This window comes from Corynebacterium sp. HMSC06G04 (assembly GCF_001807365.1).
Classification (GTDB): Bacteria; Actinomycetota; Actinomycetes; order Mycobacteriales; family Mycobacteriaceae; genus Corynebacterium; species Corynebacterium simulans.
In genome coordinates this window covers 42,774-68,665 of sequence record NZ_KV788627.1, presented here as the reverse complement: position 1 = coordinate 68,665, position 25,892 = coordinate 42,774, and the positions used below count along the sequence as shown (strand labels likewise).

Annotated in this window: 21 protein-coding genes and 1 pseudogene; all 22 read left to right on the top strand. The window is 58.2% G+C overall.

Features of this window, described 5'->3' with window-relative positions; all coding sequences use genetic code 11:
* The first annotated feature begins 109 nt into the window (after window positions 1–109).
* Window positions 110–2,947, top strand: coding sequence for an excinuclease ABC subunit UvrA (gene uvrA, locus HMPREF3158_RS11120; RefSeq protein ID WP_070498551.1), 2,838 nt, complete (start codon window positions 110–112; stop codon window positions 2,945–2,947).
* Window positions 2,948–3,251: 304 nt separating this feature from the next.
* Window positions 3,252–3,773, top strand: coding sequence for a translation initiation factor IF-3 (gene infC, locus HMPREF3158_RS11115; RefSeq protein WP_082778602.1), 522 nt, complete (start codon window positions 3,252–3,254; stop codon window positions 3,771–3,773).
* A gap of 36 nt (window positions 3,774–3,809) precedes the next feature.
* Window positions 3,810–4,004, top strand: coding sequence for a 50S ribosomal protein L35 (gene rpmI, locus HMPREF3158_RS11110; RefSeq protein ID WP_046646844.1), 195 nt, complete (start codon window positions 3,810–3,812; stop codon window positions 4,002–4,004).
* A gap of 54 nt (window positions 4,005–4,058) precedes the next feature.
* Complete coding sequence (rplT, locus tag HMPREF3158_RS11105; protein ID WP_061922666.1) at window positions 4,059–4,442, top strand: 50S ribosomal protein L20; 384 nt, start codon at window positions 4,059–4,061, stop codon at window positions 4,440–4,442.
* 255 nt (window positions 4,443–4,697) lie between these two features.
* Complete coding sequence (locus tag HMPREF3158_RS11100) at window positions 4,698–5,129, top strand: TM2 domain-containing protein (protein WP_070433182.1); 432 nt, start codon at window positions 4,698–4,700, stop codon at window positions 5,127–5,129.
* Window positions 5,130–5,279: 150 nt separating this feature from the next.
* The gene (locus tag HMPREF3158_RS11095) at window positions 5,280–6,080 is read left to right on the top strand and encodes a TrmH family RNA methyltransferase (RefSeq protein WP_061922657.1); all 801 of its coding nucleotides are present in this window, start codon (window positions 5,280–5,282) and stop codon (window positions 6,078–6,080) included.
* Window positions 6,081–6,166: 86 nt separating this feature from the next.
* Entirely contained in the window at window positions 6,167–7,213 is a 1,047-nt protein-coding gene (gene pheS / locus HMPREF3158_RS11090) for a phenylalanine--tRNA ligase subunit alpha (RefSeq protein ID WP_070433183.1), read from the top strand.
* A 36-nt stretch (window positions 7,214–7,249) separates the two neighbouring features.
* Window positions 7,250–9,778, top strand: coding sequence for a phenylalanine--tRNA ligase subunit beta (gene pheT, locus HMPREF3158_RS11085; RefSeq protein WP_070498549.1), 2,529 nt, complete (start codon window positions 7,250–7,252; stop codon window positions 9,776–9,778).
* A gap of 176 nt (window positions 9,779–9,954) precedes the next feature.
* Entirely contained in the window at window positions 9,955–10,935 is a 981-nt protein-coding gene (locus tag HMPREF3158_RS11080; protein WP_070498547.1) for a helix-turn-helix transcriptional regulator, read from the top strand.
* Window positions 10,936–11,284: 349 nt separating this feature from the next.
* A complete protein-coding gene (gene argF / locus HMPREF3158_RS11075; protein ID WP_070498545.1) occupies window positions 11,285–12,280 on the top strand; it encodes an ornithine carbamoyltransferase in 996 nt (331 codons plus the stop codon).
* A 33-nt stretch (window positions 12,281–12,313) separates the two neighbouring features.
* Entirely contained in the window at window positions 12,314–13,249 is a 936-nt protein-coding gene (arcC, locus tag HMPREF3158_RS11070) for a carbamate kinase (RefSeq protein ID WP_061922642.1), read from the top strand.
* 73 nt (window positions 13,250–13,322) lie between these two features.
* Window positions 13,323–14,891 (top strand): YfcC family protein, encoded by a 1,569-nt coding sequence (locus HMPREF3158_RS11065; RefSeq protein ID WP_049147599.1) that lies wholly within the window; start codon window positions 13,323–13,325, stop codon window positions 14,889–14,891.
* Between the two features lie 174 nt (window positions 14,892–15,065).
* On the top strand, window positions 15,066–16,139 hold the full coding sequence (argC, locus tag HMPREF3158_RS11060; protein ID WP_070498543.1) for an N-acetyl-gamma-glutamyl-phosphate reductase: 1,074 nt from the start codon (window positions 15,066–15,068) through the stop codon (window positions 16,137–16,139).
* Between the two features lie 72 nt (window positions 16,140–16,211).
* Window positions 16,212–17,378: a bifunctional glutamate N-acetyltransferase/amino-acid acetyltransferase ArgJ gene (gene argJ / locus HMPREF3158_RS11055; protein ID WP_235591044.1), complete on the top strand. Its 1,167-nt coding sequence runs from the start codon at window positions 16,212–16,214 to the stop codon at window positions 17,376–17,378.
* A 30-nt stretch (window positions 17,379–17,408) separates the two neighbouring features.
* Complete coding sequence (gene argB / locus HMPREF3158_RS11050; RefSeq protein ID WP_061922633.1) at window positions 17,409–18,338, top strand: acetylglutamate kinase; 930 nt, start codon at window positions 17,409–17,411, stop codon at window positions 18,336–18,338.
* A pseudogene (locus HMPREF3158_RS11045) lies at window positions 18,335–19,510 on the top strand (acetylornithine transaminase). Before argB ends, HMPREF3158_RS11045 begins: the two are co-directional and overlap by 4 nt.
* Window positions 19,511–19,548: 38 nt before the next feature.
* Window positions 19,549–20,520 (top strand): lactate/malate family dehydrogenase, encoded by a 972-nt coding sequence (locus HMPREF3158_RS11040; RefSeq protein WP_141741046.1) that lies wholly within the window; start codon window positions 19,549–19,551, stop codon window positions 20,518–20,520.
* Window positions 20,521–20,627: 107 nt separating this feature from the next.
* The gene (locus HMPREF3158_RS11035; RefSeq protein ID WP_256374596.1) at window positions 20,628–21,140 is read left to right on the top strand and encodes an arginine repressor; all 513 of its coding nucleotides are present in this window, start codon (window positions 20,628–20,630) and stop codon (window positions 21,138–21,140) included.
* Window positions 21,141–21,202: 62 nt separating this feature from the next.
* Window positions 21,203–22,420 (top strand): argininosuccinate synthase, encoded by a 1,218-nt coding sequence (locus HMPREF3158_RS11030; protein ID WP_070498538.1) that lies wholly within the window; start codon window positions 21,203–21,205, stop codon window positions 22,418–22,420.
* Entirely contained in the window at window positions 22,420–23,853 is a 1,434-nt protein-coding gene (gene argH / locus HMPREF3158_RS11025) for an argininosuccinate lyase (RefSeq protein ID WP_070498536.1), read from the top strand. Before HMPREF3158_RS11030 ends, argH begins: the two co-directional genes overlap by 1 nt.
* A 112-nt stretch (window positions 23,854–23,965) precedes the next feature.
* Window positions 23,966–24,151, top strand: a complete 186-nt coding sequence (locus HMPREF3158_RS11020) for a Trm112 family protein (RefSeq protein WP_061922621.1) — start codon at window positions 23,966–23,968, stop codon at window positions 24,149–24,151.
* 47 nt (window positions 24,152–24,198) lie between these two features.
* The gene (tyrS, locus tag HMPREF3158_RS11015) at window positions 24,199–25,458 is read left to right on the top strand and encodes a tyrosine--tRNA ligase (protein WP_070456699.1); all 1,260 of its coding nucleotides are present in this window, start codon (window positions 24,199–24,201) and stop codon (window positions 25,456–25,458) included.
* Window positions 25,459–25,892: the final 434 nt, after the last annotated feature.

The following is a 25,892-nucleotide window of genomic DNA, read 5'->3' as shown; positions in this document are numbered from 1 at the left end:
TCCAACCCTACGGGTAGATTTCGAGATAGACATTTTTCACTGGTCTGGCTGCTTATCCCCAACAGAACCTAGGATGGGCGCGAAGCTAGGCTGACAAAGGAGGCAATAAGTGGCTGATCGTTTGGTCGTACGCGGTGCTCGCGAGCACAATCTCAAGGGCGTCGATATCGACCTGCCGCGCGACAAGATGGTGGTCTTTACCGGCCTTTCTGGTTCCGGCAAGTCATCGTTGGCTTTTGACACTATCTTCGCGGAAGGCCAGCGGCGTTATGTTGAATCGCTGAGCTCCTACGCCCGCATGTTCCTAGGCCAGATGGACAAGCCTGACGTCGAATTCATTGACGGTCTTTCTCCCGCGGTCTCAATTGACCAGAAGTCCACCAACCACAACCCGCGTTCTACGGTGGGCACCATCACGGAGATCTACGACTATCTGCGCCTTTTATTCTCCCGCGCGGGCACGCCGCATTGCCCGAAGTGCGACGCCGTGATTGAGCGTCAGACCCCGCAGCAAATCGTGGACACAGTGCTTGAACTCGAGGAAAAGCTAAAGTTCCAGGTCCTGGCTCCCGTGGTGCGACACCGCAAGGGCGAGTTTGTGGATCTCTTTGCCGATCTTGCATCTCAGGGTTTCTCCCGCGTGCGGGTTGATGGCGAGGTTTATCAATTAACTGAGCCGCCGACGCTGAAGAAGCAGATCAAGCACGATATTGACGTGGTGGTGGACCGTTTGCAGGTCAAGGCCTCACAGAAGCAGCGTCTGACCGATTCTGTCGAAACTGCGCTCCGCCTGGCAGACGGTCTCGTTACCCTCGACTTCATCGATAGCCCCGAGCTCACTCATACCTACTCGGAAAAGGCCGCCTGCCCCAATGGTCACACCCTAACCATCGAGGAATACGAGCCGCGTGCGTTTTCCTTCAATGCGCCTTTCGGCTCCTGTCCAGAATGTGACGGTCTAGGTACCCGACTTGAGGTCGACGTAGATCTGCTGATTCCGGATCCTGACGCTCCAGCAGTCGACGCCATCCAGCCGTGGCATTCCAGCCCGAATTCGCGCTACTTCGTCAAACTCGTCGAGGGCCTTGGTAAGACGTTGGGCTTTGATCCGCGGACTCCGGTCTCACAGCTGACAAAGCAGCAGCGCGATGCGCTGATTTATGGCACCGACGTGGAAGTAAACGTGCGCTATAAGAACCGCTACGGCAGGCAGCGCAACTGGACCGCTCCCTTTGAGGGTGCGATCGGCTTCTTGGAGCGCAAGCTTGAGCAGGCCGATTCCGAGTCGCAGAAGGACCGCCTGCTGCAGTACACCCGCCGGGTGGCTTGCAATACCTGTAATGGCACGCGCCTACGCCCGGAGATCTTGGCTGTGCGGCTTGCCTCCACCGCGCACGGCGAGAAGTCCATCGCGGGGCTGTCCGCGCTGTCTATCGAAGAGGCCGCGGAATTCCTCGACTCGCTCGTACTGGGGCACCGCGAGGAAATCATCGCTGGCGCCGTATTGAAGGAGATTCAGGCCCGCCTGCGATTCCTACTCGACGTGGGTCTGAATTACCTCACCTTGGATCGTGGCGCTTCCACGCTTTCTGGTGGTGAGGCGCAGCGCATCCGCCTGGCAACCCAGATTGGTTCGGGTCTGGCTGGCGTGCTGTATGTGCTGGATGAGCCTTCCATTGGTCTGCACCAGCGCGACAATCAGCGCCTCATCGCTACTTTGAAGCGCCTCCGCGACATCGGCAATACGTTGATTGTGGTTGAGCACGATGAAGACACCATCCGCGAGGCCGACTGGCTTGTTGATGTTGGCCCGCGCGCCGGCGAGTACGGCGGCGAGGTTGTCTATCAAGGCGAGCCCGCCGGCATCATGGATAAGGAAGAATCGCTTACGGGTCAGTATCTGTCTGGCAAGCGCGTGCTGGCGGTGCCGGATAAGCGTCGCGAGATTGACCCTGAACGCAAGCTCAAAGTAGTCGGTGCTCGGGAAAACAACCTGAAGGGCATCGACGTTGAGATCCCGCTGGGCGTGCTTTGCTGCATCACCGGTGTATCGGGTTCTGGCAAGTCCACTGTGGTCAACCAGATTCTGGCAAAGACGCTGTCCAACAAGCTCAACCGTGCGCGCCAGGTGCCAGGCCGCGCCAAGCGCGTCGAGGGGGTCGAGCACCTCGACAAGCTGGTGCAGGTGGACCAGAGCCCGATCGGCCGTACCCCGCGTTCCAACCCGGCTACCTACACCGGTGTATTCGACAAGATTCGCAACCTCTTTGCGGAGACCCAAGAGGCAAAGGTGCGCGGATACAAGCCAGGCCGTTTCTCCTTTAACGTAAAGGGTGGCCGCTGCGAGGCCTGCCAGGGTGACGGCACGTTGAAGATCGAGATGAACTTCCTGCCGGACGTTTATGTCCCGTGTGAGGTCTGTGAGGGTGCGCGCTATAACCGGGAAACCCTGGAGGTCCTCTACAAGGGCAAGAACATCGCTGAGGTCCTCAACATGCCTATCTCCGAGGCCGCCGAGTTCTTCGAGCCGATCACCTCGATTCACCGTTACCTCGCCACGCTTGTCGACGTCGGACTGGGCTATGTTCGCCTAGGCCAAGCGGCCACCACGCTGTCTGGCGGCGAGGCGCAGCGCGTGAAGCTTGCTGCAGAGCTGCAAAAACGCACCAAGGGGCGCACCGTCTACATTCTGGACGAGCCAACCACGGGCCTGCACTTCGAGGACATTCGCAAGCTCATGCTGGTTATCCAAGGGCTGGTGGACAAGGGCAACTCGGTTCTTATCATCGAGCACAACCTTGACGTGATTAAGGCCGCTGACTGGATCGTGGACATGGGCCCCGAAGGCGGAAATGGCGGCGGTCGCGTCGTAGCCGAGGGCACTCCAGAAGATGTCGCAAAGGTGGAAGGCTCCTATACAGGTCAGTTCCTGAAGGAGCTCCTGTAGTCACCTCTGGCAGTGAGCGCGTAATTAGTTGCGCGTGGCGATTTGGCTCTGCGTGAAGTGGGGGTTATACTAATCAGCACTACCGCCCGTAGGGCCTTCTCCAGGAGGCTACGGGTCACAAGCGGAGTTTCTCCCACCTGAAGCCGCGAATCTCTTTGGTTCGAAGGATAAAGGTAAAAGGGTTGAGGTTAATACCTCGGCATTTTTGTGAGAACTCCCGGCTGCCTTATGGCAGACCGGGTTTTTCGTTTGTGGTCTCGGTAGGCACATCACTAACCCACCCCCTTAATCGAGGAGAACCACAATCAGCGCTGAAGCTCGCATCAATGAGCGCATCCGAGTACCCGAGGTCCGTCTAGTTGGCCCCGGTGGTGAACAGGTGGGCATCGTCCGTACTGATGATGCTCGCAAGCTTGCATATGAAGCAGACCTTGATCTTGTTGAGGTTGCGCCTAATGCAAAGCCGCCCGTAGCCAAGATCATGGACTACGGAAAGTTTAAGTACGAGCAGGCTCAGAAGGCTCGCGAAGCCCGCAAGAACCAACAGCAGACTGTGGTCAAGGAACAGAAGTTCCGTCCGAAGATCGATGATCACGATTATGAGACCAAGAAGGGCAACGTGGTGCGCTTCCTGGAGAAGGGTTCCAAGGTCAAGGTAACCATCATGTTCCGTGGCCGCGAGCAGTCGCGTCCGGAGCTTGGTTTCCGCCTGTTGGAGCGCCTCGCCGAGGATGTCGCTGAGTACGGCTCCGTCGAGTCCCGCCCCAAGCAGGATGGTCGCAACATGACCATGGTTCTGGGACCCGTCCGCAAGGGCAAGAAGTAGACCAAACTCCACTTAGGATTTAAGGACTTAATTCTCATGAAGCAGAAGACCCACAAGGGCACCGCCAAGCGCATCAAGGTGACCGGTTCCGGCAAGCTGCGCCGTGAGCAGGCTGGCCGCCGCCACCTGCTGGAGGGCAAGCCATCCAAGCAGACCCGTCGTCTTAAGGGCACCAAGGACGTTGCACCTTCCGACGTCAAGCGCGTAAAGCGCCTGCTCGGCCGCTCCTAATTAGCGCCGAATCAACCCACTTACTAGACCCACACAAGATAAGGAAGTAATACTGTGGCACGAGTAAAGCGCTCAGTTAACGCCAAGAAGAAGCGTCGCGCGATTCTGAAGTCCGCTAAGGGCTACCGCGGCCAGCGTTCCCGCCTGTACCGTAAGGCTAAGGAGCAGTGGCTGCACTCCATGACTTACGCTTACCGCGATCGTCGCGCTCGTAAGTCTGAGTTCCGTAAGCTGTGGATCCAGCGCATCAACGCCGCTGCCCGCATGAACGACATCACCTACAACCGCCTCATCCACGGCCTGCGCCTGGCTGAGATCGAGGTTGACCGCAAGATCCTCGCTGAGCTTGCAGTCAACGACTTCGAGGCATTCTCCGCACTGTGCGAGGCAGCCAAGGCTGCTCTGCCGGAGGACATCAACGCTCCGAAGGCTGCCTAATTAAATAGGTATGCGCAAAGCGTATTGCTTTTAAAGCTCCCGCTATCGCTTTCCGTCAATTATGGCGTGAAAGGGTAGAGGGAGCTTTTTATGTTGTGTTGTCTGCGCGTCTAGCCGTTTGGGGATTTTTCCCCAGCTTTCTATACCCATCTAGGAAGTCGCAGTTAGCTCGTGCTAGTTTGTCTGTGACACACGGCGCGGACTTTTCCGGCGTGTACTCCTTTTCATCTTTTGCCCATTTCTCAGGAGCCTTCTATGACCTATCCAAACAACGGAAACCCTCAAGGTTACGGCAACCAGCCGCAGAACCCGTTTGGCCAGCAGCCGCAGCAGTTCAACAACAACGCTCCTGCGCCTGCTCCATACCAGGGCGGTCAGCCACAGTACGGCCAGGCCTACCCAGTTCAGCAGTACCCAGCAGGCGTCGAGCAGAAGTCCTGGGTTGCAGCGATGCTGCTGGCTTTCTTCTTCGGCTACTTGGGCGCGCACAACTTCTACTTGGGCAAGACCAACCGCGGTATCGCACAGCTGATTACGTTCGCGGTTTCCGCTGTGACCCTCGTCGTGTTCATCGGCTTTTTTATCGGTGGCGCTCTCTCGATCTGGGCGTTCGTCGAGTTCATCATGATCATCGCTGGTGCCGGCGGCTACGACCGCGATGGCCGCGGTATCCCGCTGCGTCGCTAAGCGTTTGCTCACTTAAGCCCGCGCTCTAATACTCGCCCACTACGGCTTTTGCTGTGGTGGGTTTGGTGGTTTTCTGGGGCTTTTGGTGCTTTTGGGGTGTGGCTTAATCCTTTTGGTGTGTGGGGCGTATGCGCTGCTAGATTTGGGGCTATGGAATTGGACTTTGAATCTGCTTTTACTGAGAGAACCCCGCGCATCGTTAATGCGGTCAAGCTGCACCGCGCGGCTAATAGGCGCAAGGCCAAGCAGTTCATCATTGAGGGCGAAAATGCGGTGGACGCGGCAGTGTCCACCGGTGCCGCAACCGATGTCTTCGTCACCGAGAAGGCAGCCGAGCGTTTCGCAGACATCGTCACCGCTGCCGGCTACATGGATGTCTACGTCCATCCCATCACGGATAAAGCAGCGCGCCACATGTCTGATACCGCAAGCACCACCGGGCTATTTGCCCTCTGCAAGCCGGTGCTGTGGTCAGTGGGCAAGATTCTCAACGCCAAACCACGTCTGGTCTCGGTTCCGGTCTTGACCTCGGAGCCAGGCAACGCGGGTACCTTGATCAGGACTTCTGACGCCATGGGCGCCGATGGCGTCATCTTCGCCGGCGAGACCGTGGATCCCCTAGGCTGCAAGGTGGCGCGTTCCTCAGCAGGTTCGCTCTTCCACGTTCCCGTTGCGCGCGACCCTAACATCAAGGACGTCCTAGGCCAGTTGCGCAAGTCTGGTATGCAGATTCTTGCCACCGCAGCCGACGGCGAGGTCGACCTTGCGGAGGCAGATCTCAGCCAGCCCACCGCGTGGCTATTCGGCAACGAGGCACACGGGCTGGGGGAGCTGCTCGACGAGGCAGACATGCGCGTGCGCATCCCGATCTTGGGCCGCGCGGAGTCGCTGAATCTCGCCACCGCCGCTTCTATCTGTCTTTACGAATCTGCGAAGTCTCATAGCCGCTAGCTGGTGCCCCTGCTGGCTTCTTGTGACGGTCACTACGGTATGATTAGCGCCGTTAGTTTTCGCGCAAGAAGAAGGTTTCAAGGCACGTGTCCGACACATCTCAGATCGAATTGACCGAAGCCGCGCTGGGCGCGGCTGCCGATTCCGCCATAGCCGCATTTGACGCTGCTACAAGCCTCGATGAGCTGGCTGCCGCTCGCCGCGAGCACTTGGGCGAGCAGGGCTATATCCCACAGGCACGCACCATGCTTGGCAGCCTGCCAAAGGACCAGCGCAAAGACGCAGGCAAGAACGTCAACATGGCGCGCGGGCGCGTCGAAAAGCGCTTTGCCCAGGTCCAGCAGCAGCTGGAAGCAGAGGCACGGAAGGCGCAGCTGGCGGCAGAGACCGTCGACGTGACCATCCCGACCACCCGCAACCAGACCGGTGCGCTTCACCCAATCACCGCGCTTTCGGAGCGCATTGCTGACATCTTTGTTGGCATGGGCTGGGAGATCGCCGAGGGGCCTGAGGTTGAGGCTGAGTACTTTAACTTCGACGCACTGAACTTCAAGCCTGACCACCCGGCACGTACCCTGCAGGATACCTTCCACGTGGGTAAGGAAGATTCGCGACAGGTTCTGCGCACGCACACCTCACCGGTGCAGGTACGCACCATGTTGGACCGCGATGTTCCGCTCTACATTGCTTGCCCGGGCCGTGTCTTCCGTACCGACGAGCTCGATGCCACCCACACTCCAGTCTTTCACCAGGTCGAAGGCCTGGCAGTGGACAAGGGGCTTACCATGGCACACCTGCGCGGCACTCTGGATCACCTGGCGAAGGTGCTGTTTGGTCCAGAGACCAAGACGCGCATGCGCACTAACTACTTCCCATTCACCGAGCCTTCCGCTGAGGTTGACGTCTGGTTCCCGAACAAGAAGGGCGGCGCCGGTTGGATCGAGTGGGGCGGCTGCGGCATGGTCAACCCGAACGTCCTGCGCGCAGTAGGCGTTGACCCGGAGGAATACACCGGATTCGCTTTCGGCATGGGCCTAGAGCGCACCCTGCAGTTCCGCAACGGCCTGACCGATATGCGCGACATGGTCGAGGGCGACGTTCGTTTCACCCTGCCGTTCGGCGTCCAGGCATAACCGTTTACCCCGCAATTAGGAAGGAATCTAGACACAATGCTTATTTCCCAGAGCTGGGTAACCAGGTTGCTTGGCGCGAAAAATCCCGGCTGGTCAGCCACCCCGGAAGAACTTGACGCTGGTTTCGTTCGCGTCGGCTTTGAGACCGAGGGCTACGAGGGCCTGCCAGAAATCACCGGCCCGCTCGTTATCGGCCACGTTGACTCCTTCGAGGAGCTCGAGGGCTTCAAGAAGCCAATCCGTTATTGCCAGATCAATGTCGGCGACGCTAACGGCACCGGCGAGCTCCAAGGCATTATTTGTGGTGCGCGCAACTTCCGCTTGGGGGACTACGTCGTAGTCTCCCTGCCAGGTGCTGAGCTGCCAGGCGGCTTCAAGATCTCCGCACGTGAGACCTACGGCAAGATCTCTGCGGGCATGATGTGCTCCGCGGCCGAGTTGGGCATCGCTGAGAAGTCCGATGGAATCATCACCTTGGGCGAGGAGTTCGCGGACAAAGTCGGCCAGGATGCCCGTCCGTTCTTGGGGCTGGACGATACTGTCTTCGACGTCAACATCACTCCGGACCGTGGCTACGCGCTTTCCCTGCGCGGCCTCGGCAGCGAGGTTGCTTCGGCCTTCGGCCTCGATTACGCGTGCCCGGCGCAGGACCCTTCCGTTGCTGGCATCGATGTCAGCGCCGTGCCGGAGGCTAGTGGCTCACTCATCAATGTTGAGCTGCGCGAGGAGACCAAGGCACAGCGCTTTGGCCTGCGGAAGGTCACTGGCATTGACCCGACCGCGCGCACTCCGTTCTGGATGGAGCGCGAGCTCATGCTGGCAGGCCAACGCCCTGTTAACCCAGCAACCGACGTAACCAACTACGTCATGCTGCTGCTCGGCCAGCCGATGCACGCTTTCGACGCCGATCAGATTTCTGGCGACCTTGTTGTACGTAACGCGCAGGCAGGGGAGAAGTTCGAGACCCTTGACCACGTTGAGCGCACCCTCGACGCCGAGGATGTAGTCATCTGCGACGACAACGGCATCCAGTCCCTGGCCGGTGTGATGGGCGGAACGAGCTCGGAGATTACCGAGGGCGAAAACGGCACCACCAACGTCTACTTCGAGGCCGCGAACTGGGATTCCATCACCGTGGCTCGCACCTCGCGCCGCCACAAACTGTCTTCTGAGGCATCCCGTCGCTTTGAGCGAGGCGTAGATCCGGCCATCGTTGAGGTCGCACTCGACGTCGCCTGTGCACTGCTCGTGCAGATCGCTGGCGGAACCATCGAGGCCGGCCGCACCCTGGTCGGCGAGGTCGCTCGCCCGCAGCAGATCACCATGCGCGCCACCAAGCCGAGCGAGTACGCCGGTGTTGAATACTCCCGTGAGACCGTCGTGAACCGTCTCCAAGAGGTCGGCTGCGAGGTTGAAGAGTCCGGTGACAACCTGCTGGTTACCCCGGCTACCTGGCGCACCGACATCACCATGGATGTTGACCTCATTGAGGAGGTGCTGCGTCTGGAAGGCCTAGAGGATATCCCGACGATTCTGCCGACCCCAGTTGGTGGCCGCGGTCTGACCCCGGCACAGAAGCGTCGCCGCGCTATCGGTCACGGCCTGGCATATGCAGGCTACGCTGAGGTGCTGCCTTCGCCGTTCATCGCCAACAACACTTTCGATGTCTGGGGCCTGGAAGGCGATGACGAGCGCCGCAAGACCGTTTCCGTGCAGAACCCGCTCGAGTCAGACAAGGCGATTCTGAGCACCACCTTGCTGCCGAACATGCTCGAAGCAGTTGCACGCAACGTTGCTCGTGGCCGTAACGACCTCGCGTTGTACGGCCTGCAGCAGGTTTCCTTCAAGCGTGCGGACGCTTCCGAGATGCCTTCCGTTGCGCAGCGTCCTAGCGACGCTACAGTGCAGCAGCTGCGCGACTCCCTTCCGCATCAGCCGCTGCACGTGGCTACCGTTGCTACCGGCAACGTCGAGCACGAGGGCCCATGGGGCAAGGGTCGTGCCTACACCTACGCCGATGCCATTGAGTCTGCGCGCCTGGTCGCTCGCGCGGCCGGCGTAGAGATCGAGGTAGAGGCTGCCTCCGAGCTGCCGTGGCACCCGGGCCGTTGCGCAGCGATTAAGGCTGTTGTGGGCGGCGAGAGCATCGTCGTGGGCCATGCAGGCGAGCTACATCCAGAGGTCCTCGAGGCACTGAACCTGCCGGCGCGGACTTGCGCGATGGAGATGGATGTAAACGCGCTGCCTACTGAGGAGATGTTCCCAGCTCCGGTTCTGTCTGCATTCCCGGCACTTCACCAAGACATCGCGTTGGTAGTCGACGAAGACACTCCTGCTGAGTCGGTGCGTAAGGTCGTGGAGGAAGGCGCCGGCGAACTTCTCGAGGGCGTTGAGCTTTTCGACGTCTTCCGCGGCGAGCAGCTCGGTGAGGCCAAAAAGTCACTCGCCTTCCAGCTGATCTTCCGTGCCTCCGACCGCACGCTGACCGACGAGGAAGCAAACGAGCACCGCCTGGCTGCCGCACAGCTCGCCGAGCAGCGATTGGGCGCTCAGATGCGCGCTTAAGCTCGGTTCAGCTGCCGAACTCTAGCTCGTCGTAAAAGGGCCGCGCAGATCACCTTTTCTATGGGGTGGCTGCGCGGCCCTTTTTTAATGAATCCTTAACCTTGTGAGCTAAACTTACTCCCGCTATTGAACGTGACTTAAGGCCGGCAGTTTCTCTCTCGCTGCTGGGAAAGTAGGTGCTGGTGCTAGAGTATGCCGTCTTCTATTTCACTATCTGCATGCTGCTAGCCAGCGTCCTGGTCGCCGGCGTCTGCGTGGGATGCCTGGTGGCCACCCGCTCCCAGGTTTTTAAACTGTTGGCGGTATTCTTCGGTGTCTATGCCTTCGATATAGCGCTTGTCTTTCGAACGCAGTTCATCCACGGCGGAATGGCTAACCGTGAGGTTTCTGTTTACGCAATTACGGCGCCTTTCGAGTCGATATTGCTGGGTGGCGTGATGATGGCTGTGATGGCCATCGTGGTGCAGCGCTACTTAAATGGCTGGCGCTTTCTGCCGCATGCCTGCGTCGGGCTGTTCCTGATAGGCAGCGTCGCGGCCTTGTGGGCAGTAGAGGACCCGGCACTACGCCAGTTCTTTTTCTTCAACATGCGGCCTATCACGCTGGCATTTCTGCTTTGCTATGGCTTTGGCTGCTACTTGCGCGCGAATGATCCCGCGGAGCGCGCACGCCTTTATTCCTACCGCCATCTCTTCTTCCAGGTCGCTATCTGTGCCGTGCTGGTGGTGGCAGAGAACGTTTACTATCAGCTCATCTTTGACTGGGAGGCTGCCGGGCCCGATGTGCTCTCATTCTTGCCGGAGCGCAATTTTATGGAAAACGTTCTGATCGTTGCCATCGGCTGGGCGGTCATCTCTCATGCGCGAGTGGTTCTGCGCCACGTTGGTGCGGATGCGGCGGTTAAGCCAATCGCAGATGCGGCAACGGATGACTTTCATGAGCGCAGCCTTGAGCGCTTTTCGGAGGCCCATGGCCTTTCGAAGCGCGAGCGTGAAGTGGCCGGCCTGGTGCTTGCCCGCAAGAGCAATCGCGAAATCGCGGACGAACTCGGCATCTCGCTTTCTACCGTAAAGGTCCACGTTCACAATATTTTAAAAAAGTCATCCTACGAGTCTCGTGACCTATTGGTTGAGGGGTACTGGTCAGGGGTAATGTAACCGGCTTTTGTTCGCGTTTGGGTAGCGGTTTAAACCGGGTGAATTTGTACGTTGTGCTACCGTCTCTAGGAAAAGAGATGGATGTCACAATCTAAACCTTGCGTGGAAACCTGCACTTCAAAGGCGGTTTAAATCGGGTTTAGTGGCGGCCAACGCCGGATTTAATGAAAAATTAACTCGATTAGCGCTTGCTCGGGTGGGGAAATCGAGTCACGATAAAGCCAGAACTTCAGATGAGAAGCACAAGGCTTCCGGGTTCGGCCGGCGCACCCCATGAGCGTGAATTGAAGGGGAGTAGCCGGAGTGAAAATAGGGTAAAAGGCCCTATTAAAGAAAGGAGTTGGCAACAATGCCAGTAAGCCTCAGCGGACGTAACTTCCTCAAGCTTTTGGACTACACCCCAGACGAGATTCGCTACCTTATCCGCCTCTCCAAGCAATTCAAAGAAATGAAGATGGCCGGTGTGCCGCACCGCTACCTCGAGGGCAAGAACATCGCCCTCCTCTTCGAGAAGACCTCGACCCGTACCCGCTGTGCATTCGAGGTTGCCGGCTCCGACCTCGGCATGGGCGTTACCTACTTGGCACCGGATAGCTCGCAGATGGGCAAGAAGGAGTCCATCGAGGACACCGCTCGCGTGCTAGGCCGCATGTATGACGGCATCGAGTACCGCGGCTTCGCTCAGGAAATTGTTGAGGACTTGGGCGCAAACGCAGGCGTTCCAGTTTGGAACGGCCTGACCACCGAGTTCCACCCAACCCAGATGATTGCAGACATGCTCACTGTAGAGGAGAACTTCCCACAGGGCCTGAAGGGCTTGAAGCTGGTCTTCATGGGCGATGCAGGCAACAACGTTGCAAACTCCCTCATGGTTGTCTGTGCAAAGCTCGGCATGCACTTCGTTGCTTGTGGCCCGAAGGCACAGATGCCAGAAGATGGCCTGGTCGAGGAGTGCACCAAGATTGCAGCCGAGACCGGCGGCTCCGTCACTCTGACCGAAGACGTCAAGGAAGCCTGCACCGACGCTCACGTCATCTACACCGACATCTGGCTGTCCATGGGTGAGCCGGCTGAGCTCTGGGAGGAGCGCGTCAAGCTGCTCGAGCCATACCGTGTCACCAAGGATGTCATGGCAATGGCTGCCGACGACGCCATCTTCATGCACTGCCTGCCTTCCTTCCACGATGTCAAGACCGTCATTGGCAAGGAAATCTCCGAGAAGCTCGGCGTTAGCGAGATGGAGGTCTCCGACGAGGTCTTCGAGTCCGCTTACTCCAAGGTCTTCGATGAGGCAGAGAATCGTCTGCACACCATCAAGGCGGTCATGTACGCCACCTTGTCCTAGAAAATCAAGGTCTTTTCACCAGGAGAAAGTGCAATGGATAAGCGACGTGTTGTCGTTGCCCTCGGTGGCAACGCCCTTGGAAACACCCCAACCGAGCAGCTGGAAGCAATCCGCCAGACCGCCGACTCAATCGTTGACCTCATCGAGGCCGGCCACGAGGTCGTGGTTACCCACGGCAACGGTCCACAGGTTGGCATGATCAAGGTTTCCTCCGACTTCTCACACCAGGAGGGAACCACGCCAGAGATTCCTTTCGCCGAGTGCGGTGCAATGTCCGAAGGCTACATCGGATACCACCTCCAGCAGGCCATTGAGAATGTGCTGCGCATGCGGAACCTAGAGCGCGACTGCTATTCCCTCATCACGCAGACGGTTGTCGACGAAAACGACCCGGCTTTTGATAACCCAACCAAGCCCATCGGTGTGTACTACAGCGAGGAAGAGGCAAAGCGGTTGGCTAAGGAAACCGGCAACACCTACGTCGAGGATTCCGGCCGCGGCTGGCGTTGGGTCATTGCCTCGCCACTTCCTATCGAGGTTGTAGAGGCAAAGAGCATCGCCAACATCCTGGGCTCCGGTGGCATTGCCATCGCAGCCGGTGGTGGCGGCATCCCAGTAGTCCGCAAGGAAGGCCAGCTCAGCGGTGTCACCGCAGTCATCGATAAGGACCGCACCGCGGCTCTTATCGCTCAGCAGATTGAGGCAGACACCCTGTTGATTCTCACCGCAGTTGACTACGCCTACTCCGGCTTTAACACCCCAGAACAAAAGGCTCTGGAGAAGGTCACCGTTGACGAGGTACAGAAGCTGATTGATGATGCAGCCTTTGCACCAGGCTCAATGCTGCCGAAGGTGGAAGCCTGCTTGGAGTTCGCCCGTTCGGGCGCCGGCCGTCGAGCAATCATCACCTCGCTCGAACATGCCGGTGAAGCCATGACTGGTTCCGTCGGAACCGTTATAACCTCTTAGGAGAAATTTATTGGCCGGGTAAGACAGTATGTGCTGGCTTCCCCGGCCTTTTATCACATGAAAGGAAGGCGCCATGACCGCGCCAATGAAAGAGAAGGATACAGACCCCAAGAAGAGGCGGAGGTTTCACTTCTCAGTTCCGTCTGCTTTTACGATTCTGTTTGCCCTGACGGTCATCTCTGCAATCGCCACCTGGCTGGTTCCGGCAGGCTCGTATTCGAAGCTGATGTATGACCCTGACTCGGGCAAGCTGAACGTGACCAACCCTGATGGTTCGGTCGACGTTCTGGACGCTACGCAGAAGACTCTCGATAGCCTGGGCGTGCAGATCAACATCGATCAGTTCACCTCTGGTGCACTGACGCAGGCAGTTTCCGTCCCGGGCACTTATGAGCATGTCACGCAGAACCCGGCTGGTCTGTGGGATATCCCGGTCAGCATGGTGCAGGGCACCATCGAGGCCGTTGACATCATCGTGTTCATCCTCGTGCTGGGTGGCCTCATTGGCGTGGTCCGCGCAACGGGCGCTTTCGAGTCGGGCCTGGTCGCACTGACCAAGAAGACGAAGGGGCACGAGTTCCTGCTCGTCGTCGTGGTCTCCGTGCTGATGGTGATGGGCGGTTCCGCCTGTGGCTTGGAGGAGGAAGCTGTTGCTTTTTACCCAATCCTCGCCCCAATCTTTATCTCGCTAGGCTATGACGCCATCGTCGTGGTGGGCGCCATCTTCCTGGCAGGTTCCATGGGTACGGCGTTCTCTACGATTAACCCGTTCTCGGTTGTTATCGCGTCGAACGCGGCGGGTATCAACTTCACAGACGGCATCGTATGGCGTCTGGTCGGCTGTGTCGTCGGCGGCATCGTGGTGATTAGCTACATGGCTTGGTATGCGCGTCGCCTCAAGGCAGACCCGAACTTCTCCTATGTCCTGGAGGATAAGGAAGTCTTTGAGGGCCAGTGGTCCATGGACGCCACCGGTGACGTTAAGAAGTTCGACCTTCGTCAGAAGGTCATCCTCATCCTCTTCGCTATCGCGTTCCCGTTGATGGTCTGGGGTGTTATGTCCCAGGGCTGGTGGTTCCCAACGATGGCGGCCGCATTCCTCACGGTGGCCCTGGCCATCATGTTCATTGCGGCAACCGGTGAGAATCGCTTGGGCGAAGCTGAGCTTTGCGACGCCTTCACTGAGGGTGCTTCCAGCCTGGTCGGCGTTTCCCTGATTATCGGTCTGGCCCGCGGCATCAACCTGGTGCTCAATGATGGTCATATCTCCGATACACTGCTGAACTCTGCAACCAACCTGGTTGAGGGAATGCATGGTCCAGTCTTCATCATCATGCTGATGATCATCTTCTTCCTGCTGGGCTTCGTTGTTCCTTCCTCCTCCGGCCTAGCTGTGCTGTCCATGCCGATTATGGCGCCGCTGGCAGATACGGTGGGCATCGACCGTTGGATTGTGGTCTGTGCTTATCAGTGGGGACAGTATGCAATGCTGTTCATCTGCCCGACCGGCCTGGTCATGGCAACGCTGCAGATGCTGAAGATGAAGTACACGCACTGGCTGCGCTTCGTCTGGCCGATGATGGTCTTCCTTCTGGTCTTCGGCGGCATCATGCTGGTAACTCAGGTGCTGATTTACTCCTAAGCTGTGGCTCGAGGGTGGAGGCCCTCAGGCTCAGTGTTTAGTGCCTCCCGCTTGGCTTTCTTCTCCACTCAATTGTTAGAGGAGGGCCGCGGGAGGCACTTTGCGTTTTGGAGCGATATAAAAGACTCCTCGTATATATTGCAGTGCCTTGCATAACTTGTTATTGTTTCCCGCATGAGTATTTCAGTAGCCATCGCGGGCGTTTCCGGATATGCAGGCGGCGAGATTCTGCGCCTGCTCTTGTCCCATCCAGCATATTTGTCCGGTAAGCTGCGGATTGGCGCCCTCTGTGGGCACTCCACAGCCGGGCAACCGGTGGCGCAGGTCGTGCCAAATGCGCCGCAGGTGTGGGGGAATACTATTCAAGACATTGCGGCGGAAAACCTGCTTGGGCATTCGGTGGTCTTCCTGGCGCTGCCGCACGGACACTCGGCGAAGTTGGCGCGGGAGATTGAGGCGGCGTCGCAAAGCACCGGCGTCGCAGCGCCGGTGTTGATTGATTGCGCGGCCGATTTCCGCCTCCGGAGCGAAGAGGACTGGCGGGAGTTCTATGGTGGGGATTACGCGGGCGCATGGCCCTATGGCATCCCAGAGCTGCCTGGAAATCGCGCACAGCTGCAGGGGGCATCGCAGGTAGCGGTGCCGGGATGCTTTCCCACCGCCGTGACTTTGGGTGCTGTGCCGGCCTTGGCGCAGGAGCTCATCGAACCTGAGCTCAACGTGGTTGCGGTTACTGGCGTTTCCGGCGCCGGCAAGAAGGCCGCAGTGGGGTTGCTTGGTGCTGAGACCATGGGCAGTTTGCGCGCCTATTCGCCGGGCGGCACGCACCGTCATACCCCGGAGATGGTGCAGAACCTGGCGCCTTTCGTGCACGGTGACGCTGAGCTCAACCTCAGCTTTACTCCGGTCTTGGCCCCGCTGGTGCGGGGGATTTTGGCAACTATCAGCGCTCCTCTTGCTGGAGGAGTGGATGCCTCCCAGGTGCACAAAGCCTTCGCGGACTTCTACAAGGACGAGCCTTTTTGCCTAGTTTTGCCAGGAGGAATCCAGCCAGAAACGCAGAACGTAGTGGGCTCCAACATGGTGCATATCCAGGCCCATGTGGACGGTCGTGCCCGACGATTGCTCATCACTGTTGCGCTCGACAATCTGACCAAGGGTACCGCCGGTGCCGCCGTTCAATGTATGAATCTCGCGCTAGGGCTTGAAGAAGCCGCCGGCCTGCCACAGGCGGCCGTCGCGCCCTAGGCGGTTATTAATAGCCACCTTTTTAATTAGGAGAAGATCATGTCTCTATCACCCACCACGCCAGGAGTGCCCGTGACCAAACCAACTGGCGTTACCGCGCCGAAAGGTTTTGTGGCGGGAGCAACCACTGCTGGGATTAAGCCATCTGGAAAATCAGATATGGCGCTCGTTGTAAATCAAGGCCCACATTTTAATGCAGCGGCGGTATTTACCCGCAACCGGGTCGTTGCCTCACCGGTAAAACTTTCCAAGGCCGCCGTCGCAGACGGGCAGGTAAGGGCCGTGTTGTATAACTCGGGCAACGCCAACGCCTGTAACGGGAAGCAAGGCGACAAAGATGCCCAAGCCATGGTGGATGAACTTGCTGCTCTAACTGGAATTGTCGGGCAAGATATCGCTGTATGCTCCACAGGGCTGATTGGCGAGCCTTTGCCGATGAATAAAACATTGGGCGGCGTTCGCGGCGTCGTGGGGCAACTCAGCTCAGAAGGAGGTCACGCTGCCGCCGAGGCGATAATGACCACCGATACCGTGGCGAAGGAAGCTGTGGTGCACGGTGGTGGATGGACTTTGGGTGCGATGGGCAAGGGCGTGGGCATGATGGCGCCCTCGCTTGCAACGATGCTCGTGTGCCTGACAACCGACGCCGCGGCCACGCCTGCCGCGCTGCAGCAAGCGCTGCACAGTGCATGCGATGCGACCTTCAATACCTTAGATATTGATGGCTCGACCTCGACTAATGACACCGTCATCATCTTGGCAAATGGTGCATCGGGCATCGAGCCTTCGCAGGAAGAGCTCGACGATGCTGTTCTTAAAGCCTGTGCCGATATCGCGGATCAGCTGCAGGCCGACGCGGAAGGGGTGACCAAGCGCGTCAAAATCACCGTCGAGGGCACCACTGACGATGCGCAGGCGCTTGCCGCTGCGCGGACGCTGGGCCGGGATAACCTGTTCAAGTGTGCGATGTTTGGCTCCGATCCCAATTGGGGCCGCGTCCTTGCGGCAGTGGGCATGGCGGACGCGGATATGGATCCGGAAAACATTTCTGTTGCCTTCAACAATCAGCCTGTCTGCATCAACTCCACGGGCGCGCCCGGCGCGCGCGAGGTGGACCTTTCAGGAATCGATATTGACGTCCACGTTCACTTAGGTCTTAACGGGCCAGGCCGAGCATTTGTACGGACTACGGATCTGTCTCATCAGTACGTCGAAATCAACTCGGCCTATAGCTCTTAGCTTCGGGGAATAGGCAAAGGCGAGGAGACTATGCAGTTAACGAACTTGGATCGGGCCACGGTCTTGGCGGAGGCACTGCCGTGGCTCCAGCATTATCGCGACAAAATAGTCGTGGTGAAGTATGGCGGCAACGCCATGGTGGATGAGCGGCTCAAGGCGGCGTTCGCGGCAGACATGGTTTTTCTGCGCGCGGTGGGCGCGAAGCCGATTGTCGTCCACGGCGGCGGCCCGCAGATCAATCAGATGCTGGGCAGGCTCGGCATCGAGGGCGAATTCAAAGGTGGCTTTCGGGTAACCACCCCGGAGGTGATGGAAGTCGTACGGATGGTCTTGTTTGGCCAGGTGGGCAGGGGATTGGTCAACCTCATCAACTCCCACGGGCCCTACGCGGTGGGCACTTCGGGCGAGGACGCAGGACTATTTCGCGCCCGAAAGCGCCTGGTCAACATCGATGGGCGGCTGACAAACATTGGTTTGGTCGGCGATATTACCGACGTCAACCCCGAAGCCTTGATGGACATCGTGGATGCGGGAAGGATTCCCGTGGTGTCAACCATTGCGCCCGGTAGGGATGGCGAGGTTTATAACGTGAATGCGGATACCGCGGCGGGTGCGCTCGCTAGCGCTGTGGGCGCGGAAAGGCTCGTGGTCCTAACCAACGTGGAGGGCCTTTATACCGACTGGCCAGATTCCGATTCTTTGGTCTCCAAGATTGAGTGCAGCGAGCTTTCGCAGCTCTTGCCCACCTTAGACAGCGGGATGATTCCCAAGATGGAGGCCTGCCTTAAAGCAGTGGAGGCAGGGGTAAATGCGGCCCACGTTTTCGATGGCCGCACCGAGCATGCGGTGGTCCTAGAGCTGCTGACCTCCGGCGGCATCGGAACGATGATTCTGCCTGATAACTATGACCGCGCTGATTATCCGGAAGGAACGGTCTTTAGAAAGGACGATAACGCATGACTTCGCTTATAAAGCGGTGGAACGAGGCGATCACGAATACCTAGGGCGCTCCGCCGCTCGGATTGGTCTCAGGTGCAGGATCTACCGTGGTTGATGAAGAGGGGAAGTCCTACATCGACATGCTGGCCGGCATTGCGGTCAATTCACTAGGCTACGGGCATCCTGCCGTAGTTCAGGCGGTAAGCCAGCAGGTGGCTAAGTTGGCGCACGTATCCAATCTTTTTGCTAGCGAGCCTGTGGTTGAGGTTGCACAGAAGCTCGAGGCTCGGGTGGGCGATAGCGATGCCCGGGTATTCTTCTGCAACTCCGGTACCGAGGCCAACGAGGCTGCGTTCAAGGTAGCGCGCTTGACTGGAAAGAAGCGGGTGCTGGCGGCGCACCACGGATTCCACGGGCGTACTATGGGCGCGCTCGCGATGACGGGGCAGCCGGGCAAACGGGCGCCTTTCGAGCCGCTGCCAGCTGGCGTGGAATTTTATCCCTATGGCGACATTGAATATCTGCGCACATTGGTGGAGCAGGATCCAGCCAATACCGCGGCAATCATTTTGGAGCCTATCCAAGGCGAAACCGGAGTGATTCCCGCGCCGGATGGATTTCTGGTTAAGGTGCGCCAGTTATGCGATGAATATGGGCTCCTCTTGATTGTTGATGAGGTTCAGACTGGCGTCGGGCGTACTGGTGACTTCTTCGCTTTCCAGTCCGCGGGAATCTTGCCCGATGTGATCACCATGGCCAAAGGCTTGGGGGCGGGCCTGCCCATCGGCGCGACCATCGTACGGGGCGCGGCGAAGGATTTGCTTACTCCGGGGAGCCACGGCACGACCTTTGGCGGCAATCCCGTTGCGTGTGCGGCGGCAAATGCGGTACTGGACACTATCGATGCCGCGTTCATTGCTGAGGTACGCAACAAGGGAGAGCGGCTCGCAGAACGCGTAGCTGCGTTGCCTGGCGTAGTAGAAGTGCGCGGTCGCGGCCTGATGTTGGGCGTGGTTCTGGAACGCCCTGTGGCTAAACAGGTGGTCAGCGCCGGCTTCAAGCACGGAGTAATTGTGAATGCGCCGAATGATTCCGTCGTGCGTTTGACGCCGCCGCTGGTGATTGAAGAGGCAGAGCTGGACGCCGCGGTTAACCGCTTTGCGCTGGCGTTTTCCGAAGCCACCGTCAGCTAAAGCACCACGTGTCCGGCGTGAGGTTTATGCTCGGGAATATGAAGAACCTAAACACCACAAAGCTTGTTTGTATTGGCCTGGGTCACGTTGGATCCTCGGTCCTTGCTTATGCCATGGAGTCTGGCCTTTTCGCGGATATCGCCGCAATCGATGTCAACGATAAGGTGGCACACGGTGAGGCGCTGGACCATGATCAATCCACCGGCGTGCCTGGCGTTGACCATATCCACGTCCACGCCGGTACCTACGAGGACTGCGCCGATGCTGATCTCATCATCGTATCTGCCGGTGCGTCCATGCAGCCGGACCCGGACAATCCGGGTTCTGCTCCTGACCGTGCCGAGTTGGCAGTTTCTTCCGGCCACGTTATTCGCAACGTCATGGAAGGCATCACTGCCCATACGCGTGAAGCGGTCATCCTGTTTATCACCAATCCTTTGGACGCAATGGTTACCCTTGCGCACCGCGAGTTCGACTACCCGCGCGAGCTACTCTTTGGTACCGGTACCATGCTCGATTCAGCGCGTCTGCGCTGGGCTGTAGGGCGCGAGCTCGGTATCGATCCCAAGTCTGTCACCGGTTACATGATGGGTGAACACGGCATGACTGCCTTCCCAGTGCTGTCGAAACTGAACGTCCAAGGCTTGGGCTGGGAAGAACTTGAAGAGCTCCATCACGGCTCGCTACCAGGTAAGGAAGAGCTCAAAGAAACCGTCGTCGGCGCGGCCTACGACGTCTTCAATGCAAAGGGCTGGACCGACGCTGGTGTGGCACGTTCCGCGGTAGCGATTGCGCGATCGATCATGCTGGATGAGAAGGCGGTTCATCCGGTCTGCTCCATGCTGGAGGGGGAATACGGCATCGACGATGTTGCGCTTTCCATGCCATCGGTTGTCGGCCGCGGTGGAGTCGAAAAGCGCTTGGCCCCCAAGCTCAATGAATGGGAGACCCAGAAGTTGGCTGAGTCCGCAAGCTATATCCGCGCAACTTTCGAGCGTGCGCAAGGTTAATGGCGCCCGCCGGGACAATTCCGGAATCCTTCACGCTGAAGGTTTATGCTTGAAAGCGAATTTAATGCACTAAGACTTAGTGCATTTGAGGATATCGGATTGCCGGCATGAGTTTTAAGGAGAATTCTTTAGCGATGACAACGACGCCGACCACGCGCAATGCGCGCCAAGCCAAGATCCTGGAAATTCTGGATCGCACCCGCGTCACCAGCCAGGTGCAGCTTTCTGAGCTGCTGCTTGATGAAGGAATCGACATTACCCAGGCAACCCTTTCGCGCGATCTTGACGAGCTTGGTGCGAAGAAAGTAAAGCGCGGTGGCGGGCGTTCCTTCTATATGGTCGGCGGCGAGCTGGAGCAATTCGAAGACCAGCTTAACGGACCCCGCGAGAAGCTGCGCCGCATGCTCGACGAACTTGTTGTCTCGCATGATCATTCAGGAAACATCGCCATGCTGCGCACTCCAGCCGGCGCTGCGCAGTATTTGGCTTCCTTTATTGACCGCGTTGGTTTGAGCGATGTAGCCGGCTGTATTGCTGGTGACGACACTATTTTCGTCCTCGCCCGCGAGTCGACCACCGGCGAGGAACTTGCGAAGAAGCTCACATCACGCGACGTTTAGGTTTTATACGTTCTATCGTATAATATTAACGGTAGCTCGAAGATAACCTAAGGAGAATGATTATGAGCGCACGTGTTGTACTGGCTTATTCCGGCGGGCTGGATACGTCCGTGGCGATCCCTTACCTGGCTAAGATGACCGGCGGTGACGTTGTTGCTGTTTCTCTTGACCTTGGCCAGGGTGGCGAGAATATGGAGTCGGTACGCCAACGCGCCCTCGATTGCGGCGCGGTCGAGTCCATCGTTATTGACGCGAAGGATGAATTCGCAGAAGAGTACTGCCTGCCTACCATCAAGGCTAACGGCATGTACATGAAGCAGTACCCGCTCGTTTCTGCGATTTCCCGCCCGCTTATCACCAAGCACCTCGTGAAAGCTGCGCAGGAGCACGGCGGAACACACGTTTCCCACGGTTGCACTGGTAAAGGTAACGATCAGGTCCGCTTCGAGGTTTCCTTCCGCGCACTCGATCCTTCGCTAGAGATCATCGCGCCAGCGCGTGACTACGCCTGGACTCGTGACAAGGCAATCGCCTTCGCAGAGGAGATCAACCTCCCGATTGAGCAGTCCGCATCCTCGCCATTTTCTATTGACCAAAACGTGTGGGGCCGGGCGGTAGAAACCGGCTTTTTGGAGGATCTGTGGAATCCGCCAACAAAGGATCTTTACGCCTACACCGAGGATCCGGCATTGGGTAACGCCCCCGATGAGGTCATCATTTCCTTTGAAAAGGGCAAGCCCGTTGCCATCGACGGCAAGCCGGTGACCGTTCTGGAAGCAATCGAAGAGCTCAATCGCCGCGCGGGTGCACAAGGCGTCGGCCGTCTCGACATGGTTGAGGACCGGCTTGTAGGCATCAAGTCCCGCGAGGTCTACGAGGCTCCGGGTGCCATGGTGCTTATCAAGGCTCACGAGGCGCTGGAGGATGTCACCGTCGAGCGTGAGCTCGCACGTTATAAGCGCCTGACCGACGCTCGCTGGAGCGAAGAGGTCTACGACGGCCTCTGGTACTCGCCGCTGAAGCGTTCCCTGGATGCCTTCATCGAGTCCTCCCAGGAGAACGTCACCGGCGATATCCGCATGGTTCTCCACGCCGGCACCGCAACTGTCAATGGTCGCCGCTCGGGTGAGTCTCTGTACTCCTTCGACCTGGCCACCTATGACACTGGCGACGCCTTCGATCAGTCCGCGGCCAAGGGCTTTGTCCAGCTGCATGGCCTGTCCACCCAGATCTCCAACCAGCGTGACCGCGATGGCGGTTTCCCAACCGGAAAGAAATAATGCATAAGACAAACGAGGGCGCACTGTGGGGCGGGCGCTTCACCGGCGGCCCGTCTGAGGCAATGTTCGCCCTGTCCGTATCCACTCACTTCGACTGGGTCCTGGCGCCATATGACGTCTTGGCTTCCAAGGCACATGCGAAGGTCCTACACAAGGCAGGCCTGCTTTCCGACGCCGACCTGCAGACCATGCTCGATGGTCTGACGCAGCTGGGGGAGAAGGTAGCCTCCGGCGAGTTCCGTCCGCTGCCCACCGATGAGGATGTACACGGCGCGATGGAGCGCGGGCTTATCGACATCGTCGGGCCTGAGGTCGGCGGCCGCCTGCGCGCGGGTCGTTCCCGCAATGACCAGGTAGCAACCCTGTTTCGCATGTGGGTCCGCGATGCCATTCGCGATATTGCTCTGCAGGTCACTGACTTGGTGGATGCTTTGTCTCAGCAGGCAGCGGCGCACCCGGAGGCAATCATGCCGGGTAAGACTCACTCGCAGGCAGCACAGCCGATCTTGTTGGCACACCAGCTGTTGGCGCACGCGCAACCTTTGCTTCGCGACGTCGATCGCTTGAAGGATCTGGACAAGCGCCTAGCCGTATCACCTTATGGCTCTGGCGCGCTGGCGGGTTCTTCGCTGCACCTTGATCCGGAGGCCATTGCACAGGAATTGGGCTTCGATTCAGCTGCGGAGAACTCTCTGGATGGAACCTCATCGCGTGACTTTGCCTCGGAGGCAGCTTTCGTCTTGGCGCAAATCGCGGTCGATATGTCTCGCTTGGCGGAAGAAATCATCTATTGGTGCACTCCGGAATACGGTTACGTCACCCTGGATGATGCTTGGTCGACCGGTTCTTCCATCATGCCGCAGAAGAAGAATCCCGATGTTGCGGAGCTAACCCGCGGCAAGACGGGCCGCCTCATTGGCAATCTTTCCGGATTGCTGGCCACGCTGAAGGCGCAGCCTTTGGCCTATAACCGTGACTTGCAGGAGGATAAAGAGCCGATCGTTGACTCGGTGGCGCAGCTCAATCTGCTGCTGCCAGCCATGACCGGCCTGGTTTCCACTTTGGAATTCCACGAAGACCGCATGCGTGAGCTTGCCCCACGTGGATTCACTCTGGCAACGGACCTCGCCGAGTGGATGGTTCGCCAAGGCGTTCCGTTCCGCGAGGCACATGAGGCTTCGGGCGCGTGCGTTCAGATTGCCGAGGCAAGGGGAGTGGACCTGGTGGACCTCAGCGATGAGGAGCTCGCCGGCGTCGATAAGCGCTTGCTCCCTGCAGTGCGTGACGTACTCACCATCGATGGTGCGGTGGCCTCGCGTTCTACCAAGGGTGGAACCGCAGGTATGCGGGTCGCTGAACAGCGTGAACGCGTTGACGAGATTGCCGCGGAATTTAAGAAATGGGCACAGGCTTCGGTGATCGCAGAAGCTTAAGCCAGTGGAGCCGGTCATCTTCAGGGAGTGAAGACGGCCGGCTTTTCGCTTGTGCATTTCGCATCGCTGGGTTGGAGCCGCCGGCCGAAGCGCCGAGTGTAGGATTAACGCCATGAGTCTTGATCCACAACTTCTAGAGATTTTGGTCTGCCCCCAAGATAAAGGGCCGCTGACCTATAACGAGGATGCACAGGTTCTGGTCAATGAGCGTCTCGGCATTGCCTATCCCATCGAGGACGACATCCCAGTGATGCTAGCTGATCACGCAAAAGCATGGCCTGCACAAGCAGAGGCCTAACAAACTTTTCTGCACCTCGAATCTAGGAAGAAATTAGGAAGACCTTTATGAACATTATTGACGAGCTGTCTTGGCGCGGCCTCATCAACCAGTCCACCGACCTCGACGCACTGCGCGAAGAGTGCGAAAAGCCGATTACCCTGTACTGCGGTTTCGACCCGACGGGGGATTCCCTCCACGCAGGGCACCTAGTGCCGATGATTATGCTGCGCCGCTTCCAGGAATTTGGCCACCGCCCGATCACCGTTGCTGGTGGTGCGACCGGCACTATTGGTGACCCACGCGATGTGGGCGAGCGTTCCATGCTCAGCATGGACGTCATCGAGCAGAACCTGCAGGCAATCCAGAAGCAGCTGCGTCGCTTTGTGGATTTTGAGGGCGAAAACGCCGCCATCATGGTTAACAACGCTGATTGGACCATGAACCTTTCCGTTATCGACTTCCTGCGTGATATCGGAAAGAACTTCTCGCTGAACACCATGCTTGACCGCGACACCGTCAAGCGCCGCCTGGAATCTGACGGTATCTCCTACACCGAGTTCTCCTACATGCTGCTGCAGTCCAACGACTACGTGCACCTGCACCGTGAGTACGATTGCGTGCTCCAGATCGGCGGCGGCGATCAGTGGGGCAACATTGTCTCTGGTGTCGATCTGAACCGTCGCATGGATAACGCTAAGGTCCATGCGCTCACCGTTCCGCTGGTTACCGACGCCCAGGGGCAGAAGTTCGGTAAGTCCACCGGCGGCGGCAAGTTGTGGCTGGATCCTGAAAAGACCTCTGCTTACTCCTGGTACCAGTACTTCCTTAACGCTGGCGACTCTGTCGTCATTGACTACCTGCGTTGGTTCACCTTCCTGACTCAGGAAGAAATCGCGGAGTACGAGAAGGCCGTGGCGGAAGAGCCATACAAGCGCGCTGCGCAGCGTCGCCTGGCTCAGGAGATGACCAACATGGTTCATGGTGAAGAGGCAACCAAGGCAGTCGAGCTTGCTGCCCAGGCACTCTTCGGTAAGGCGGAGCTTAAAGAACTGGATGAAAAGACCCTGGCGGGTGCGTTGTCTGAAACCACAGTCGCTGAGATTACGGAAGGCGAGCCGCGGACCATCGTTGACCTTCTGGTGGCTTCTGGTCTGGCTGATTCCAAGGGCGCTGCACGCCGCACCATTAAGGAAGGTGGCGCTTACGTCAACAACCAGCGCATTGAATCGGATGACTGGGAGCCTGCAGCAGAGGACCTACTGCATGGCACCTGGCTCGTCCTACGTCGCGGCAAGAAGAACTTTGCGGGCGCACGCCTGGTTTAAAGGCTTCTAGCGCGACAAGTCGTGAGAACCGTCCACCTAAGGTGGGCGGTTTTCGTGTTTGACCTGGCGATTTGTCAACCTTTAGGGGCGTGCGTATATTTATCGAGGTCGCCGCGACAAGCGGTCGGCGGAGAGATTAACTCCTGGTTGACAAAATATCGACTTGTTAGCTAAAGTATGAACTCCAGTCGCTTAGAGAAACAGCAGGTTAAATGTTGTTGAACTAATGCGAATGATGTCTGAGAACTCAATAGTGTGCCAATGTACTTTTTTCTGCATTGTGTGGTTGATTGTGATTGTGCTGGTCATTCTGGATGTTTGGCTGGTGTGGTGTGTGCCGGATCGGGCCTTTTGGGCGCGATTGTAAATAATTAAGTTTGTTTATTTGGTATGCATTGATAGTCATGTTGGCTGCATTTTTGTGGTTTGACTGC